Origin of the sequence: Vibrio sp. 2-Bac 85 (assembly GCF_037546705.1) — a bacterium.
Classification (GTDB): Bacteria; Pseudomonadota; Gammaproteobacteria; order Enterobacterales; family Psychromonadaceae; genus Psychromonas.
In genome coordinates this window covers 88,773-104,939 of record NZ_JALAAB010000010.1, presented here as the reverse complement: position 1 = coordinate 104,939, position 16,167 = coordinate 88,773, and the positions used below count along the sequence as shown (strand labels likewise).

Genomic DNA, 16,167 nt, shown 5'->3' with positions numbered 1-16,167 from the left:
TCGCGGGTAATATATTCAATCGAATAGCGATCGTTTTGTTGGCCTTAAGTACAATATCTTTTAAGCGCCTTTGATACGTTTTTCAATTGCATCCATTAATTTGCCGCTGATATTCGTCCCATAAGCATTATCAATTTCTTGAATACAAGTTGGGCTAGTCACATTGATTTCTGTCACTTTGTCACCGATAACATCTAAGCCAACAAAAATGAGTCCTTTTTCTTTTAACTTTGGACCAATGGTATTAGCAATATGCCAATCAGACTCAGAAAGAGGTTGAGCAACACCAGTGCCGCCAGCCGCTAAATTACCACGTGTTTCACCTTTTGCAGGAATACGTGCTAATGCATAAGGCATTGGCTCACCATCAACAATCAGAATACGCTTATCACCGTCTTTAATTTCTGGAATAAAAGCTTGTGCCATACAGTAACGTTGCTGATGCTCTGTTAGTGTTTCAATGATCACACCAACATTGCTATCATTTTCTTTAATACGGAAAATAGAAGCGCCGCCCATACCGTCTAATGGCTTTAAAATTACATCTTTATGTTGTTGATGGAAAGCACGAATTTTTGCTGCACTTCTTGTCACTAAGGTGATCGGAGTGAATTCACTAAACCAAGCGGTGAATAGTTTTTCATTTGCATCACGTAAGCTTTGTGGTTTATTAACGATTAAACAACCTTCGTCTTCAGCACGCTCTAATAAATAAGTAGCGTAGATATATTCTGTGTCAAAAGGTGGATCTTTACGCATTAATACAGCATCAAGGTCTGAAAGAGGGTGATCTACTGCATCTTCTAATTGATAAAAATTGCCAGCTTCACGTTGTACCGTTAATTTTTTGCTGGTTGCAAAACAACGACCATTTTCTAGATATAAATCTTTCATTTCTAAATAATAAAGTTCCCAACCACGAGATTGAGCTTCTAATAACATTGCAAAGCTTGAGTCTTTTTTAATGTTGATGTCTGCGATGGGATCCATCACGATGCCAATTTTTATGGTCATATCTATTCCTGTCGTTAATCTATTAAGTAATAAAAGCTATGCTAAATCGCCAAAGCGACATTGCAATGCTGTGATTGCAGTTAATGCTGCTGTTTCTGTGCGTAATACGCGAGGGCCTAATAATGTTTCAGTAAAGTCCAAGTTTTCAGTGAGGCTTATCTCATCATCGCTTAAGCCTCCTTCAGGACCAATTAATAAACGCACATGTTTGATATCGTTGGGTAATGTATTAATTGAATATTTTGCGCGAGGATGCAAGGTTAATTTACAGCAATCAATCTCATATTCACACCATTGTGTTAAAGCTTGTGTTGTATGTATTGTTGGTACAATATTTCTACCCGATTGCTCGCAGGCTGCGATGGCTATTTTTTGCCACTGTTGTTGCTTTTTTGCCATCCGTTCTGCGTTAAGTTTTACACCACAACGTTCACTGATCAAGGGAGTTATTTCATTTACACCCAATTCGACTGCCTTTTGGATCACAAATTCCATGCGGTCACCACGTGAAATAACTTGCCCTAAATGTAAATGAAGCGGGCTTTCATTGTCAGTTTCTTGGAATGAAAGAATATTCGCTTGGCAAGTTCGTTTTTGGACTTCATGCAGTTGTGTTAAATACTGACCACCTTGACCATTAAATAAGGTAATACTATCGCCAACATTTAAACGTAACACGCGAATATGCTGAGTAGCGTCGTCTGATAATGTGATACAGGTGTTTTCGGTCAATGATTGCGGTTCATAAAAACGAGGATTACGCATAAGGTTACTTTTGATTGAAAATAAAAGCTTAGTATAACGCGAAAATTTTTAATATCACTATTGCTAAAGACTGAATTATTACACTTAGTTAGCATAACTTATGTTAATCAGTGAGCATTGAGAGTCTTCCTGGGTAACGGGTATAAACTATTGCTAAAGGATATATTGAATTATTACTTCCTTAATATCAATTTAGGGCAACATATGGGATAATTTTTGCTTTTATTTTTGTGTGATGGTTCAGGAATTTAATATGTACAGTTCTAAGTTAAAAAGTATAACTACTGACGCTAAGCGTGGCGTTTATTTCATTGGTACCACCCCTCCCAAACATGATACTGACCTTGAACTTGTTTCTGGTATTGCCGATAAACTAGTAGGGCGATTAGAAGAAATTGATTACGATGGTTTTATCGTTTACGACATTCAAGATGAAACCTCTCGTATTGATAAACCGCGTCCTTTTCCATTTAGATATACGCATGATTCACGCTTATATTCAAAAATATTACACGATAAAGTCGGTAAGCCGGTGATCACTTATAAAAGTGTTTCACAACGCGATGAAGCTGACTTTTCACGCTGGTTGTCTGATGCTTGGCATCAGTTTTCAGTGCGGGATATCGTATTGGTAGGCTCGCCATCATCGGACGGTGAAATCAAACTATCGCTTTCTGATGCTTACAAAAGCTTAGCGGCACATCCTCAAGAGTTTTACCTAGGCGGAGTGACAATTGCAGAGCGCCATGTTGCTAAAGGGGATGAGCATGTCCGTTTACGTGCTAAGCAAGAGCAGGGCTGTGAATATTTTATTACACAAGCTGTTTATAATGCACAGGCCACCATTGATTTATTAACTCGCTATGCGAGTGAATGCCGACAACAGGGTGTACAACCTAAACGGGTAATTTTAACTTTTTCTCCTTGTGGCAGTGCTAAAACATTAGAATTTATCGAATGGTTGGGGATTTCCGTGCCGGAAGCGACGTCGTTGCGTATTCTTGAGTCAGAAAATCCACTCAAAGAGTCTTTGCAAATTAGTCGAAATAACTTCGAGCAAATTTTATTAGCGGTATTACCACTAAATATTCCATTAGGTTTAAATATAGAAAGTTTAACCAATCGCAAAGAAGAGATAGATGCTGCTATATTATTATTTAAACTTCTTAAAGCCACGTTGGATTTAAAACTGGCTGAATCACAACTATAAGTCGATGAAATAATGATCTTGTCAAAGGAACAACAAACAGAAATTACACGGATAGCAGTATTCGCTGGGCAAATTTTACATCAGCATGGTGCAGAAAGCCGTTTGATTGAACAAACGACCCAGCGTTTAGGCATTGCGCTTGGGGCAGAGAGTATAGAATTAGCGATTACTCCAGATGCAATTGTGATCACTAGCTTGGTTGAGGGGCATTGTGTAACAACCACAAGGCGTTGCGGCGACCGTGGCATTAATATGCAAATGGTTTGTGAAGTACAGCGTATTTGTGTGATGTTAGAAAAACAGCTAATTGATATAAAAGAAGTCAAAAAACGATTGCACCGTTTAAAACCTTATAAATACAATCGCTGGTTAGTGGTATTAATGATTGGTTTTTCATGTGCCAGTTTTAGTCATTTCTTTGGTGGTGATCGCGCTGTTTATTGGACTACTTTTATTGCATCCAGTTGCGCAATGGTAATACGTCAAGAACTTGGCCATCGTCAGCATAACCCTTTTGTTAACTTTGCTTTAACCGCTTTTGTTGCGACTACCATTACTTGTTTAGCCTCAGTTTTTGAAATAGGTGAAAACCCGAAAATTGCGATGGCAGCGAGTGTATTATTACTGGTTCCTGGTTTTCCTTTGATTAATGCAGTGTCAGATATGCTTAAAGGTTACGTGAATATGGGTATTGCACGTTGGGTGTTTTCAACATTATTAGCGGTCAGTGTATCGATTGGTATTGTTGCTGCGATAGAATTAACAGGCGTTTCAGGGTGGGCACTATAATGATGGCATTTTTTGATCTTTTCATCTTATTTTTAACCGATGCTTGGTTTGCTTGGATACCTGCAGTGGGTTTTGCTATGGTGTTTAATGTGCCGCGTAAAATGTTAGTTTATTGTGCCGCAGGTGGTGCATTTGCACATAGTTTGCGCTTTTTATTAATGCACTTTAGTTTACCGATTGAGTGGGCAACATTTGTTGCATCTGCAAGTATGGGATTTTTAGGTTTGTATTGGTCGCGTAAACACCTGATCCCTCGTCCTGTTTTTACCGTTGCTTCTGTTATTCCAATGATTCCTGGTAGTTATGCTTTTACTGCGATGATTGGTTTAGTGGAGATCAATACCAGTGGTTATAGCTTAGAGATCATGCGTGTAGTGATGGAAAATGGTTTACGTACTTTGTTTATCTTAACGGCATTAAGTTTTGGTTTAGCTATTCCATCTATTTTAATTTATCGCGGTCGTCCAATTATTTAATCATAATTTAATACTAACAGTGAGCATATAATTGCAAGGATTAGTTTAATCGCAAAAAATAGGTAAGTGGATCAGCGAATATTACGCTAGATTGGTCTAAGGAATACTGTACACTGTGCGAAAAATACTAAGTACATAAAGTGTGCAGAACAAAGTGTGTGGAATAAAAAAGGTCCAATATGTCAGATAAATTTTTCTTTAAAGGTAAAAAAGAGAAAAAACCAAAACATTCAAGTTATGGTTTTAATACAAAGCGTGCAGTAAAAATAGGTACAGAAGAGCTACCTTTACAGGTTGTTGTTAATACTGATGCCCGTGCTGAAGAAATACAAGCACTAGCTGAAGAACATAACTTAGTTATCGCTATTACCGTTGATGCTGAACAAGCTGAGAATACTACCGAATTAGATGTGTTGATTAATAAACCAGTCACTACTCGTTTTGAAAAAATGCCTGCTCGTAACGAACCTTGTGTTTGTGGTAGTGGTAAAAAATATAAAAAGTGCTGTGGTTAATTGGTACTATTAATTTATTAAAGAGTTAATAGAACAAGCGTAAAGCAGACATTAAAAAGCCCCGATAGAGTAATATTTATCGGGGCTTTTTTGTGGCTGCTATTTTATGTTTTTGTATTGGTTATCTTAATAAGAGCAACCTTAATCAGTCATCACTTATTTTAACCTTGCTCTAACAAACGTCTTAAATCAATCAGTGCTGCATTTGCACGAGAAACATAGTTTGCCATGACCAAGGAGTGGTTTGCTAGGAAACCGAAACCATTACCATTTAATACCATTGGGCTCCAGACCGCTTGTTGAGTTGCTTCCAAATCACGAATAATTTGTTTTAAACTAACCTGTGCATTTTTCTTTTCGAGCACATCTTGAAAGTCAATTTCTACTGCTTTTAAAAAATGCAGAATAGCCCACGTTGAACCGCGGCTCTGATAAAAAACATCATCAATCTTAAACCAATTTGTTTTGATCTCAATTTCGTCAGCACTGGCCGTTGATTGTTTTGCTGAAGTATCACCTGCTAGGTTCGTATCAAATATATCATTACCGACACTAGCGCTTAAGTTTTGTGAAATGGAGCCTAATCGTTTTTCAATCTCACGTAACCAATCACTTAGATTATCCGCACGCGTATAAAATTGCGCTTCTGTTTGGTCTGTTGCAGAGAGGCGAGCACGATAGCGTTTGAAGGCCTTAATTGCATCTTTATATTCACTTTCTGCGCTAGGTAAAACCCAGTTAGTATGTGAAATATTCATTTTATTCTGTGCTATTTCTAAATCTTTATCACCCGTCGATTGTGATTGTGAACGACTGAAGTCTAAACGCATCACCAATGCTAAATCTCGAACTTGCTCTAATACACCGTACTCAAAGGCAGGCATATTATCCATAAAAAATCCTGGTGGAGTGACATCGTTAGATAGGAAACCACCGCGTTTATCTACTAACCAACTAGTTACATCAATAAGCGTTGTTGTGGTTGCATAACCAGGTACTATTTCACTATTGGATGCAGTTGCTGCTTCTTGTGTTTTTGCTTTTACATCAAATGTTGATGGCATCCAGCCAGACCAAATAGACATTATCCATAATAAGAAAACAATGATCAGCAGTATTGGAATGATGCTTTTTTTAGTTAAAGTAGCCATGATCTATTCCTTAATATCATGTTGAATGGGTATTAACTTTACCATAACCCTATTTGTTATTTCACCTCAATTATCGTTAATGGGAGTGTAAAATCATAAAGTTATAAATATTATTCTATTTCGTTATTTTTCATGTTGATTGGTGCGTTTAGTTGTGTAGATTTTAAAGAAAATATTGTCGTCATTGCTCGAATACAAATAATTAATACTTATAAATAGTTGGCGCTAGGGTTAAGTGTTAACGGACAAAAAGATTAAAAAATTAATAAACATAATGGTATTCACCTGATTACCTATCAATAAGGTCATTTCAGAAGAAGATAGTAATTAAATAGATGAATTTTAAAACGTAATTGATAAACTCATGCTCAATATGTAAAAATTTGGAAAATAAATGAAAATTTCAATGATAGTAGCCATGGCGAATCATCGTGTAATTGGTTTAGACAACAAAATGCCATGGCATTTGCCAGCAGATTTACAATATTTCAAAAAGACAACACTAGGAAAACCGGTGATAATGGGACGAAAAACCTATGATTCAATAGGTAGAGCATTACCAGGGCGTTTAAATATTGTTGTTTCTCGTGATGATAGTTTAGAGATTACTGGTGTAACCTGCGTGACTTCGGTTGAACAAGCATTATTAGCTGCTAAAGGTGTTGCAGAAGTGATGATTATTGGTGGAGCAACTATATATGAACACTTTTTACCGGTCGCTAATCGCCTGTATCTAACATTTATTGATTTGGAAACTAAAGGTGATACGCACTTTCCTGATTACCTAACTCAAGGTGAATGGGAAAAAGTAAGCAGTGAACATTATTTAGCAGATGAAAAGAATGCGCACAATTTAGAGTTTGTAACCTTAGACCGAGTAAACTAAGCGTTAATTAACCGTATGCAGGGCAGGATAATGAAAATAGTTTCTTATCTTGCCAGCGTATCATGGTAAGACTGTTTCCCCACACACACCCCGTATCTAATGCATATAAGTTTTGTTGATTTGTTTGGCCTAATAATGCTGCCCAGTGACCAAATAAGATAGGCTGATTATGATCTCTTGGCGTTATTTCGAACCAAGGTTTTAATACACTGCTATCTGTTTCCGCTGGTGATAGTTTGTTATAGAACTCTAGCTCACCATTCAATGTGCAATAACGCATACGAGTAAACACATTGATAATGTAGCGTATACGCTCAATACCTGACAGTGACGCTTGCCATTTAGTAGGATGGTTACCGTACATATTTTTAAGCAGTGATTGGTAATCTTCACCATGCAACTGTTGTTCAACTTCTTTGGCAAATTGTTTTGCTTGTGGGATTGTCCAAGAAGGCAATATACCCGCATGAACCATAATAAACTTATGTTCAGGATGTTCTAATAATAAAGGTTGCTTACGTAACCATGTTAGAAGTTGTTGACTGTCTTCCGCTTCTAAAATAGGGGATATTTTGTCTTTTTCCTTGGCTTTATGAATGCCTAAAGACGTCGCTAATAAGTGCAAATCATGATTACCTAGAATCACTTTTGCCTTTAGCTTTTTAAGGTAGCGTAATGTTTGTAATGACTTAGGGCCGCGAGCGACTAAATCGCCAGCAACCCATAATTCATCATTTTTTGGATCAAAATTGGCCAAAGATAGAAGCTGCATCAATTCGTCATAACAACCTTGAATGTCACCTACTATATAAGTTGCCATCGTTATTTGATCCTATTAAAAAATGTTATTGAGGTTTAATCTTCTTTTTGTAAACGATCATAAACATAGTTTGCAACACGCACATACTCTTCAACAGAGATGTTTTCTGCACGGTGGCCAATATTAATGCCAAGATCAGTTAATTCTTCAGCAGTTAATAAATCTCTCCAACCATTACGTACTGTTTTACGGCGTTGGTTAAAGGCCATTGAACAGACTTGGTTTAATACTTTCATGCTCTTGGCAACAAAAGGCGGCGTATCGTAAGGCTCTAATCTTACTACTGCAGAATCAACTTTAGGTGCGGGTTTAAAAGCCGTCGGTGGTACTTCTAATACTGGAATTACATTACAGTAATATTGCGCCATTACACTTAAACGTCCGTAAGCTTTACAATCTGGACCTGCACATAAACGATTTACAACTTCTTTTTGCAACATGAAATGCATGTCAGAAATTTTGTCTGCAAACTCAAATAAGTGAAACATTAAAGGCGTTGAAATGTTGTATGGTAAGTTACCAAACACACGTAATTGTTTGTCACCTTGGACTAATTGCCCAAAGTCAAAACGCATGGCATCTGCTTGGGTTATTTTTAATTTATCACGTAACGTTGGATGTTGCTCTAAACGTGCCGCTAAATCACGGTCTAATTCAACTACATTTAAGCAGTTTACTTTACGTGCCACAGGCTCTGTTAATGCGCCTAAACCGGGGCCAATTTCTACAATATTATCGTCAGGTTGTGGTGCGATTGCAGCTACAATTGAGTCGATGATGTAATCGTCGTGTAAGAAGTTTTGTCCAAATCGTTTACGAGCGGTATGGCCTAGGTGGGTTTTATCATTCATTTTATTCATTAACCTTGTTGATGTTACTTTGGACCATGGTGATAGCCTCGTTGACTGCACATAATAAACTACCTGAGTCAGCTTTTCCTGTTCCTGCTAAATCTAATGCGGTGCCATGGTCAACCGATGTACGTATAAATGGTAAACCTAATGTGATATTAACGGAGCGACCAAAACCTTTATATTTTAAAACAGGTAGGCCTTGGTCGTGATACATAGCTAATACCGCATCGGCATGTTGCAAGTATTTATCTTGAAATAAAGTATCAGCAGGCAGTGGACCTACTAACTGAATTCCTTGTGCTCGAAGGTTGTCTAGTGCAGGTTCAATGGTATCTATTTCTTCTCTGCCCATATGACCTCCTTCTCCTGCGTGTGGGTTTAATCCACAGACATAGATAGTAGGCTGTTTAACGCCGTATTTTTCTTTTAACTCAGCATTTAAAATGGTAATAATATTTGCTAATAGAGGTTTTGTAATCGCGCTGGGCACAGCTGAAAGTGGTAAATGCGTAGTTGCTAAGGCAACACGTAAACCCGTTGTAGCAAGCATCATTACCACTAAATCAACGTTAGCTTGCTCAGCAAAAAATTCAGTATGGCCGCTAAAAGTAACGCCGGCATCATTAATAATGCCTTTATGTACTGGTGCTGTCACTACCGCAGAAAACTCACCACTTAAACAACCTTGGCTTGCAAAACGTAAGGTTTCTAAAACATATTCACCATTGCGAGCATCGAGTTGCCCCATCTTTACGGGGACGTCAGTCGCAATGTGGGCTACGGTTAATTGACCTAAAGTCGGTGTCGCTTGAGGTTGTGCAGCATCATATTCAATAAAATCGATTTTTTTATTTAAATACTGTGCACGCTCTTTTAGCAGTGTTAAGTCAGCACAAATAACTAATTCAACCGGCCAAGTCTGTTCTGCTAATTGTAAAACTAAATCAGGACCGATGCCGCTTGGTTCACCAGCAGTGACAACAATACGAGGTAACATTATTCTTCCTCAATAATATAAGCAGGATTATTAATTTTAATATACGCTTCTTGGCGTATTTCATTTAACCAAGCGTAAGCTTCAGCAGGAAAGCGTTGTCTAAATAACATGCTATAAGCTTTTTGTTTAGTGGCACTCTCTGTCGTATCAGATTCGCGCTTATCAAGCACCTGAAGAATATGCCAGCCATGCATTGTATGGAAAGGCTGACTGATTTCACCGATTGCTTGGGATTGTGCTAAATCACGAAATTCAGGTACATACATGTTCGGATCAGCCCAACCTAGTTCACCACCTTTTACGGCAGAGCCTGGATCTTGAGAATACTCTTTGGCTAATTCATCAAAGGTTTTTGTACCTGATAATATTTGCTGACGTAAAGTTGATAACAATAATTTGGCTTTTTCATCACTCAAGATAATAGTGGGCTTAACCAGAATATGACGTGCATTCACTTCTTCCGTTATCACGTTATCATTACCTTTTTTATCTAATACTTGAATGATATGTACTCCCATTCTGGTATTGAAAGGACCAATGATATCGCCTTTTTTATTGCTCTCTTGTAGGTTATCTACAAATAAACTTGGAATGGAATCTAGTTTACGCCATCCCCAATCACCACCTTCTAAGGCCTTTGGTCCTTCAGAATTAGCAATCGCTAATTGTTTGATATCTGCACCGTTTTCTATTTTTTCTACTAACGAGTTTGCTTCATTGGTTACTGCGATTCGTTTTTCTTCAGAAGCTTCCGGTGATAACTTAAGTAGAATGTGTGCAAAATGAAATTCAGTGGTTTGCTCACCTTGTTCTTTAATACGATCGACCACTTGTTGAATTTCTTGATCGGAAATGTTGATACGGCGACGAACCTGCACTTGACGTACTTCATTAATAGTCAGTTCGTCACGAATGTTAGCAACGAATGCCTTATAATTAGTACCCGATGCTTCTATATCGGCACGTAGTTCGTTTAATGTTTTATTTTGTTTTTTCGCCATTTCGGTAATGGTTTGATCAAGTTGTGCATCACTGATACGCAAGCCTATACGTTCTGCAATTTGTAACTGTAATTTGTCACTGATTAATTTATCAAGAATTTGCTTATCAATATTTTTTGGATCCGGTAATGTTTGACCACTATCTTGATAGCGTGTGATTAAGTCTCGCTTAAGGTTACTCATATCACTGCTTAAAATCAGTTCTTTGTTCACTACTGCTTCAATCTTATCTAGTTGTACTTCCGCAGCCGTTGCCAATTGAGGTAAAGTACTTGCTAAGACCAATACACTTAAAAATCGTTTTGTTAATTTCATTTTTTACCCATTACTTTAAATAAAATGGACGACCGTAGTCGAATAAACCATCTTCACTATCTGAATAACCGACACCACCTAACCCCATTAATTCAATTGTTAAGTTGATGCTGTTCTCTGTTTCCATATCATCGTTAAAATCAGATTCTGTTCCATAATAAGATTGCATATGTTTATCGTAGCTTAAACCAAGAGCCCAACAACAAGATTGATACTTGATACCTATGATACTTTCATAACTATTTTCAAATTCAAGATCATAATAATAACTTGCATAGGCTGACCATTGCGTGTTGATTGACCAGTTTACTTTACTGCCAACTTGGTTAACAATTTCATCCCACTCCGCATCTTCATCTTCTTTATAATAACGGTAGCTTAACTGCATAAAAGTATTGTAAGCCCAACGTTTCTCAAGCGTAGTATTAGCACGTTTAAGAAGGTTTTCATCACTGTCCCACTCTATCCCTGCATGAAGGAAATAATCATTTTCAAAGTTAACATCAAACTCAGCAATAATTGAAGAACGGCTGACAGATTGGCTGTCATCATCGTCATCGGTTGGTAATACGGTACGAGATTTCGATAAATAATAATTTTGCCCAATAGCAAAGCGTAATTTTTCTTCACCTTGTTCATTTAAGAAGCTACTTGAAACCCCCACAGTGATCTGGTTTGCTTCGGCAATACGGTCATAACCAGAATAACGATTATCTCGAAATAAGCCGTAATAATCCTGTTGTAATGTTGTTGTATCGTATAAACCAATATCTGATTGATTTTGGTATGGCACATATAAATACTGCATTTGCGGCACTAATGTTTGTCGGTAACTATTACCAAAGACTGAAAAGTCGCGTTCTAAGTTGATACCTGAATGTATTTTAAATGACGGAAGGTAGCGCACAACAGATTCATCTAATTCATCATACCAACTGTATTTTGTTGCGTTATCTAAGTCCTGTTGATAGACGCTAAGCATGTACTTTAGTTCAGTATTGATAAAGATAGAGTCGTAATAAAGAGGTAAAGATAACTTCGGTTCAGCATGAATACGCGTACCGGTATATACATCACTGTCACTGTGTTCAAAGCGCGTGACTTCTGAGTACCAATCAAATTGTAGGCTTTTCCAGTTGAGCGGCTGGTAAGCACTTATGGCTAATTTAGGTAATACAATGTGTGGTGTATCGTCATCGCCTAATATTTGGAAATCGCGTACTTCCAGTTCACTATTCCAATTACTTTTTGTATAACTTAATTTAGCAGTTTGTAATAATTGGTTATCTGTACTGGTACCGTACTCGGTATCAATATCGGTGAAATAATAATCATCACTGACTTTGTTGTAATCTGCAGTAAACGCCCAATCTTGGGAAAGATTCACGTGATGCTCAAAATGAAATAAATAGCGCTCTCCAATTAAATCGCCATCATCGTCTTCACGTATTCTATCGTCGCCAAGATATTCAGCTTGAATCTGACCTGAACCAATATCAAACAAATAACGATATTCAGTAGCAACTAATAGACCCCGGTTTTCCATATAAGTCGGTGTGATCGTTGCATCTTGATTGGATGTTAAATTCAGGTACAAAGGCTGGCTGTAAGAAAAACCATTAACTGATGAAAACTCATATTTTGGAAATAAAAGCCCGGTCTTTCGTGTGTCGGATAAAGGGTAGCTGATATAAGGGAAGTAAAATACAGGTACATCTTTTATTCTTAATACTGCATTATAAGCTGTCCCCATATCATTTTCTTTATCAATGTATAGGGTCGATGAGTCGATACTCCAAGTAATATCTCCCGGTGGACATGCTGTGTAACTAGACGAATTTAACTCATAAAAGCCTTGGCCATTATCATACACTCGATCTGCATTACCACGACCAGACTGCCCGTGAAACTGATACTGGGTTTGTAACAACGATGCTTCATCGGTTTTAAAATTAGCATCAATTTGGTCCGCTAACAGGGTAATTTGTCCATCGACATAGCGCGCATTGCCAGTTGCATTTGCTTGTTCAGTATTGCGGTTATAAATCAATCGGTCTGCATCGAGGCTCTTTTCGCCTTGAACTACATTGACATCACCTTGATAAATTATCTCGCCATTAATACCTCGTAATGAATTGGCATTGATACTGATTGGAATTTGGTTTTTATCAAGATTGCTATTACGTGTTGTTACGGGAGGGACTTGGCTATAACACTGCTTAAAGAATACTTGTACGTCACGTGGCGCTGATTTTTCTTCTAAGCTGGCAATCTTAGTTGTTGCATTGCTCTTGGTGCTAACACTACTATCTGTATTACTTTGCGTTCCAGAAGTGTTTTTATTTTCAATTTCCTGTGCAACCGCACTAGCAACTGGAGATAAGACAAATAATAAGGGGATTAGTTTTAACATTAATAACTCACTACAAGGGCTTAGAAAGAAAAAGGAGACGCTAAGCAGAAACAACAATATAACCCCTTATAATAAAGTAATCTTTTGCTGTCTCCAATCTTTGATTGGCTAATACTCGAGTATTTTGGCTATTTATTACAAATAATTGGTAAATCTTCACATAGTTAGTCAAAATAATAGAAAAATTCAATATTTTCTTAATTTTAAAGGTAATGATTAATTATGCGCATATGGGGCAAGTTATTAGGTGGTTTTTTTGGATTTATGTTTGGTCATTTCTTTGGCCTGCTGTTAGGCGTTTGGTTAGGGCATCGTTTTGATGTGGCCGTAGGGCGTAACTTTAATATGCGTGATGGCATGTTAGGTGGACGAACCAACAGTGCGGATAAACAAAAAGCATTTTTTGAGACTGCTTTTTCGGTGATGGGACACGTTGCCAAAGCAAAGGGGCAAGTCACTCAAACCGATATTCAAGTCGCTAATGCCTATATGGACCAAATGAATTTGCACGGTGATGCAAGATCGCAAGCTCAACATGCCTTCAATAATGGTAAAAGTGCTGACTTTGCACTAGTAGAAACATTGCAAGAATTTGTTCGTAAATTGCACGGCGAGCGGAATGTACTGCAAATGTTTTTGGCCATTCAAGTGCAAGTTGCTTATTCAGATGGTGTGATTGATGATAACGAAAAAGCCTTGCTGTATACCATTGCTGAAAATTTAAACTTCTCTCGTTTTGAACTAGACCGCTTGATTCAAATGATTCAGGGGCAGCAACACTTCCATCAAGGTAAGCAGGGTGGTCAGCAATACAATAAAGCGGAAGTTGAAGATGATGCTTATCAAGTCTTAGGGGTTGAAAGTACCGCTACGGATAAAGAAGTGAAACGAGCTTATCGTAAGTTAATGAGTCAAAACCATCCTGATAAACTAGCTTCAAAGGGGCTGCCGGAAGAAATGATGGAATTAGCTAAAGAGAAAACGCAAGATATTCAAAAAGCCTATGAAGTACTGCGAAGCAGCCGAGGTTTTAAATAACATGCTATCGGTAATAAAACGTTATAGTTTACAGCTAGTATTTACTATTAGCTTATTATTAGGTTTACAGTTACCGAACTTTTTACAACAATACGAATTACGTTTGCAGGGCCATTTTACTGAGGCAAAAATGCAACTGGGTAAGTTTCAGTCATTAGCGGATCAATATTTTCAAGGTGACTTGCAAGCACTTATTGCACAACATAAAAGTAGTGATGTGCGAGTATTCCAAGATGAAGCCCTGTTAATTGAATCACATTATTTACGTGTGCAACAATTACAGAAGCAAATAGATGTTCTTGACCAGCCCATATGGTATCGACTTTGGTCATTAAGCCAACAAATAAAACAGCCTATTGTTAAAGAGGCTTGGTTTGGCTATCAAGCTAATATTATACTTAATCAACAGGCTATTTTAGTGGGAGTCGTGGTAGCTGTGTTGATGATGTTATGCCTTGAGATGTTATTAGGATTGGGTAAGTATTGTTGTTGTCGTATTTTTCATTATGTTAAACAAAAGCCGAAAAAACCAAAGAGAAAAATTGGCTTATAAGCCAGAGAGCACATTGTAGGAGCTGCAATAAATCTGTTCTATTAATCATCAATCTGAATACTCAATAATTAACCTGTCATCAATTATTAACCGAACAATTCTCGAGGATTCCTTCTCTCTTTGTCTTCCTGTCTGCAAAAGGTTTCTATAAAAAGTAGCCACATAAAGCGACGCTAGAATAATTAATTCACTCATATAACATTTTAGTTTTGCATCTGTCGTGGTGCTTCTCTATTATTGGCTATTTATTATTTTAGTAATCAATTACGGTGTTTCACCGAATAGACCTTAAATCGGAGCTCAATACATGTCTACATTTTCACTTGCGTTTGGTACTGCGACTAAAAACCGTGACCAAAAAATCATTGAAGCATTTTTTCCAAACCCAATTTTAAATCCAAACGAAGATCTAGTTGCAACTATTGGTGCAATTGCTGGTTATGAAGGTGGCAATCAAGTTATCGAAATTAAACCAGCTGTTGCTGAGCAACTGGCTGCCGCTTTTAATGGTGAAGACGATGCTGATAATGCAGATTTTGCAGTTGCTGCAGCTAAATCAAAACAAACATTAGTGTTAGTTATTTTAGCCACTGACGAAGCACCACAGAGTGTCGCTGAAGGTTACTTAAAACTGCAACTTATCTCGCATCGTTTAGTTAAACCGCACGGCGTAGTGCTAGACGGTATCTTTGGTTTATTACACAATATCGCATGGACAAACAAAGGTGCTATCGACTTACCTGAACTTAAAGAACGTCAAATGAAAGCGCGCTTAAAAGGCAAAACGATCATTGTAGATTGTGTTGATAAATTCCCTAAAATGGTTGATTACGTGGTGCCAGCGGGCGTACGTATTGCTGATACTTCACGTGTTCGTTTAGGTGCTCACGTTGGTGAAGGTACAACAGTCATGCACGAAGGTTTCATTAACTTCAATGCTGGTACAGCGGGTGTTAGCATGGTTGAAGGTCGTATTTCAGCGGGTGTTATGGTTGGTGAAGGAAGTGACATCGGTGGTGGCGCTTCTATTATGGGCACTCTGTCTGGCGGTGGTAAAATGGTTGTCGCTATTGGCGAAAATAGCTTATTAGGCGCGAATGCTGGCTTAGGCTTCCCACTGGGTAACCGTTGTACTATTGAATCTGGTTTATACGTTACAGCGGGTTCTAAAGTTAAAATGTTAGATAACGAAGGTAATGACGCTGGATTTGTTAAAGCACGTGATTTAGCAAATAAAGATGACTTATTATTCCGTCGTAATTCAACGACAGGTCAAATTGAATGTCTAGTTAATAAAAGTGCAGTAGAATTAAACAGCATGTTGCATTCTAACTAATACCCTAACTAATATTCTAAGTATTATTTTAGGT

At 37.7% G+C, this 16,167-nt stretch carries 16 protein-coding genes; 8 read left to right on the top strand and 8 right to left on the bottom strand.

The genetic code is table 11. From position 1 onward, the window contains the following. Positions 1 to 60: 60 nt before the first annotated feature. Both gshB and rsmE read right to left on the bottom strand, forming a co-directional pair. Positions 61 to 1,014 (bottom strand): glutathione synthase, encoded by a 954-nt coding sequence (gene gshB / locus MT390_RS12060; protein WP_166372036.1) that lies wholly within the window; start codon positions 1,012 to 1,014, stop codon positions 61 to 63. A gap of 36 nt (positions 1,015 to 1,050) precedes the next feature. Then, the gene (gene rsmE, locus MT390_RS12055; RefSeq protein ID WP_166372037.1) at positions 1,051 to 1,779 is read right to left on the bottom strand and encodes a 16S rRNA (uracil(1498)-N(3))-methyltransferase; all 729 of its coding nucleotides are present in this window, start codon (positions 1,777 to 1,779) and stop codon (positions 1,051 to 1,053) included. Between the two features lie 253 nt (positions 1,780 to 2,032). Here rsmE and MT390_RS12050 point away from each other — a divergent pair, with 253 nt between their 5' ends. The 4 genes from MT390_RS12050 (at position 2,033) to MT390_RS12035 (ending at position 4,769) form a co-directional block, all read left to right on the top strand. Further along, positions 2,033 to 2,989, top strand: a complete 957-nt coding sequence (locus tag MT390_RS12050) for a methylenetetrahydrofolate reductase (protein WP_166372038.1) — start codon at positions 2,033 to 2,035, stop codon at positions 2,987 to 2,989. Between the two features lie 12 nt (positions 2,990 to 3,001). Further along, on the top strand, positions 3,002 to 3,778 hold the full coding sequence (locus tag MT390_RS12045; RefSeq protein ID WP_205963058.1) for a threonine/serine exporter family protein: 777 nt from the start codon (positions 3,002 to 3,004) through the stop codon (positions 3,776 to 3,778). A 2-nt stretch (positions 3,779 to 3,780) separates the two neighbouring features. After that, positions 3,781 to 4,254, top strand: a complete 474-nt coding sequence (locus tag MT390_RS12040) for a threonine/serine exporter family protein (RefSeq protein ID WP_166372059.1) — start codon at positions 3,781 to 3,783, stop codon at positions 4,252 to 4,254. Positions 4,255 to 4,433: 179 nt separating this feature from the next. Then, positions 4,434 to 4,769 carry a PBPRA1643 family SWIM/SEC-C metal-binding motif protein gene (locus MT390_RS12035; protein WP_499441363.1) on the top strand — a complete coding sequence of 112 codons (336 nt, stop codon included), beginning with the start codon at positions 4,434 to 4,436 and terminating at the stop codon, positions 4,767 to 4,769. A gap of 161 nt (positions 4,770 to 4,930) precedes the next feature. Here MT390_RS12035 and MT390_RS12030 read toward each other — a convergent pair whose 3' ends face one another. After that, positions 4,931 to 5,920 carry a DUF2333 family protein gene (locus tag MT390_RS12030; RefSeq protein ID WP_166372040.1) on the bottom strand — a complete coding sequence of 330 codons (990 nt, stop codon included), beginning with the start codon at positions 5,918 to 5,920 and terminating at the stop codon, positions 4,931 to 4,933. A 394-nt stretch (positions 5,921 to 6,314) separates the two neighbouring features. Here MT390_RS12030 and folA point away from each other — a divergent pair, with 394 nt between their 5' ends. Beyond that, entirely contained in the window at positions 6,315 to 6,806 is a 492-nt protein-coding gene (folA, locus tag MT390_RS12025; RefSeq protein WP_166372041.1) for a type 3 dihydrofolate reductase, read from the top strand. Positions 6,807 to 6,813: 7 nt separating this feature from the next. Here the strand turns inward: folA and MT390_RS12020 are convergent, their stop codons facing one another. From MT390_RS12020 to lptD, 5 genes are read right to left on the bottom strand one after another with little or no spacing between them, the layout of a single operon-like run. After that, positions 6,814 to 7,626, bottom strand: a complete 813-nt coding sequence (locus MT390_RS12020) for a symmetrical bis(5'-nucleosyl)-tetraphosphatase (protein WP_499441361.1) — start codon at positions 7,624 to 7,626, stop codon at positions 6,814 to 6,816. A 35-nt stretch (positions 7,627 to 7,661) separates the two neighbouring features. Beyond that, entirely contained in the window at positions 7,662 to 8,486 is an 825-nt protein-coding gene (rsmA, locus tag MT390_RS12015) for a 16S rRNA (adenine(1518)-N(6)/adenine(1519)-N(6))-dimethyltransferase RsmA (protein ID WP_499441360.1), read from the bottom strand. Next, positions 8,479 to 9,477 carry a 4-hydroxythreonine-4-phosphate dehydrogenase PdxA gene (gene pdxA, locus MT390_RS12010; RefSeq protein ID WP_499441359.1) on the bottom strand — a complete coding sequence of 333 codons (999 nt, stop codon included), beginning with the start codon at positions 9,475 to 9,477 and terminating at the stop codon, positions 8,479 to 8,481. The genes rsmA and pdxA overlap by 8 nt, the downstream gene beginning before the upstream one ends. Then, positions 9,477 to 10,793: a peptidylprolyl isomerase SurA gene (gene surA / locus MT390_RS12005; RefSeq protein WP_499441357.1), complete on the bottom strand. Its 1,317-nt coding sequence runs from the start codon at positions 10,791 to 10,793 to the stop codon at positions 9,477 to 9,479. The genes pdxA and surA overlap by 1 nt, the downstream gene beginning before the upstream one ends. Positions 10,794 to 10,803: 10 nt before the next feature. Continuing rightward, positions 10,804 to 13,206 (bottom strand): LPS assembly protein LptD, encoded by a 2,403-nt coding sequence (gene lptD / locus MT390_RS12000; protein WP_499441355.1) that lies wholly within the window; start codon positions 13,204 to 13,206, stop codon positions 10,804 to 10,806. Positions 13,207 to 13,428: 222 nt separating this feature from the next. On the opposite strand from lptD, the gene djlA reads away from it, so the two are divergent. The 3 genes from djlA (at position 13,429) to dapD (ending at position 16,133) form a co-directional block, all read left to right on the top strand. Continuing rightward, positions 13,429 to 14,244 carry a co-chaperone DjlA gene (gene djlA, locus MT390_RS11995; RefSeq protein WP_166372047.1) on the top strand — a complete coding sequence of 272 codons (816 nt, stop codon included), beginning with the start codon at positions 13,429 to 13,431 and terminating at the stop codon, positions 14,242 to 14,244. Position 14,245: 1 nt separating this feature from the next. Continuing rightward, positions 14,246 to 14,797, top strand: a complete 552-nt coding sequence (locus MT390_RS11990) for a DUF2937 family protein (RefSeq protein WP_499441354.1) — start codon at positions 14,246 to 14,248, stop codon at positions 14,795 to 14,797. A gap of 307 nt (positions 14,798 to 15,104) precedes the next feature. Beyond that, positions 15,105 to 16,133, top strand: a complete 1,029-nt coding sequence (gene dapD, locus MT390_RS11985; RefSeq protein ID WP_166372049.1) for a 2,3,4,5-tetrahydropyridine-2,6-dicarboxylate N-succinyltransferase — start codon at positions 15,105 to 15,107, stop codon at positions 16,131 to 16,133. Positions 16,134 to 16,167: the final 34 nt, after the last annotated feature.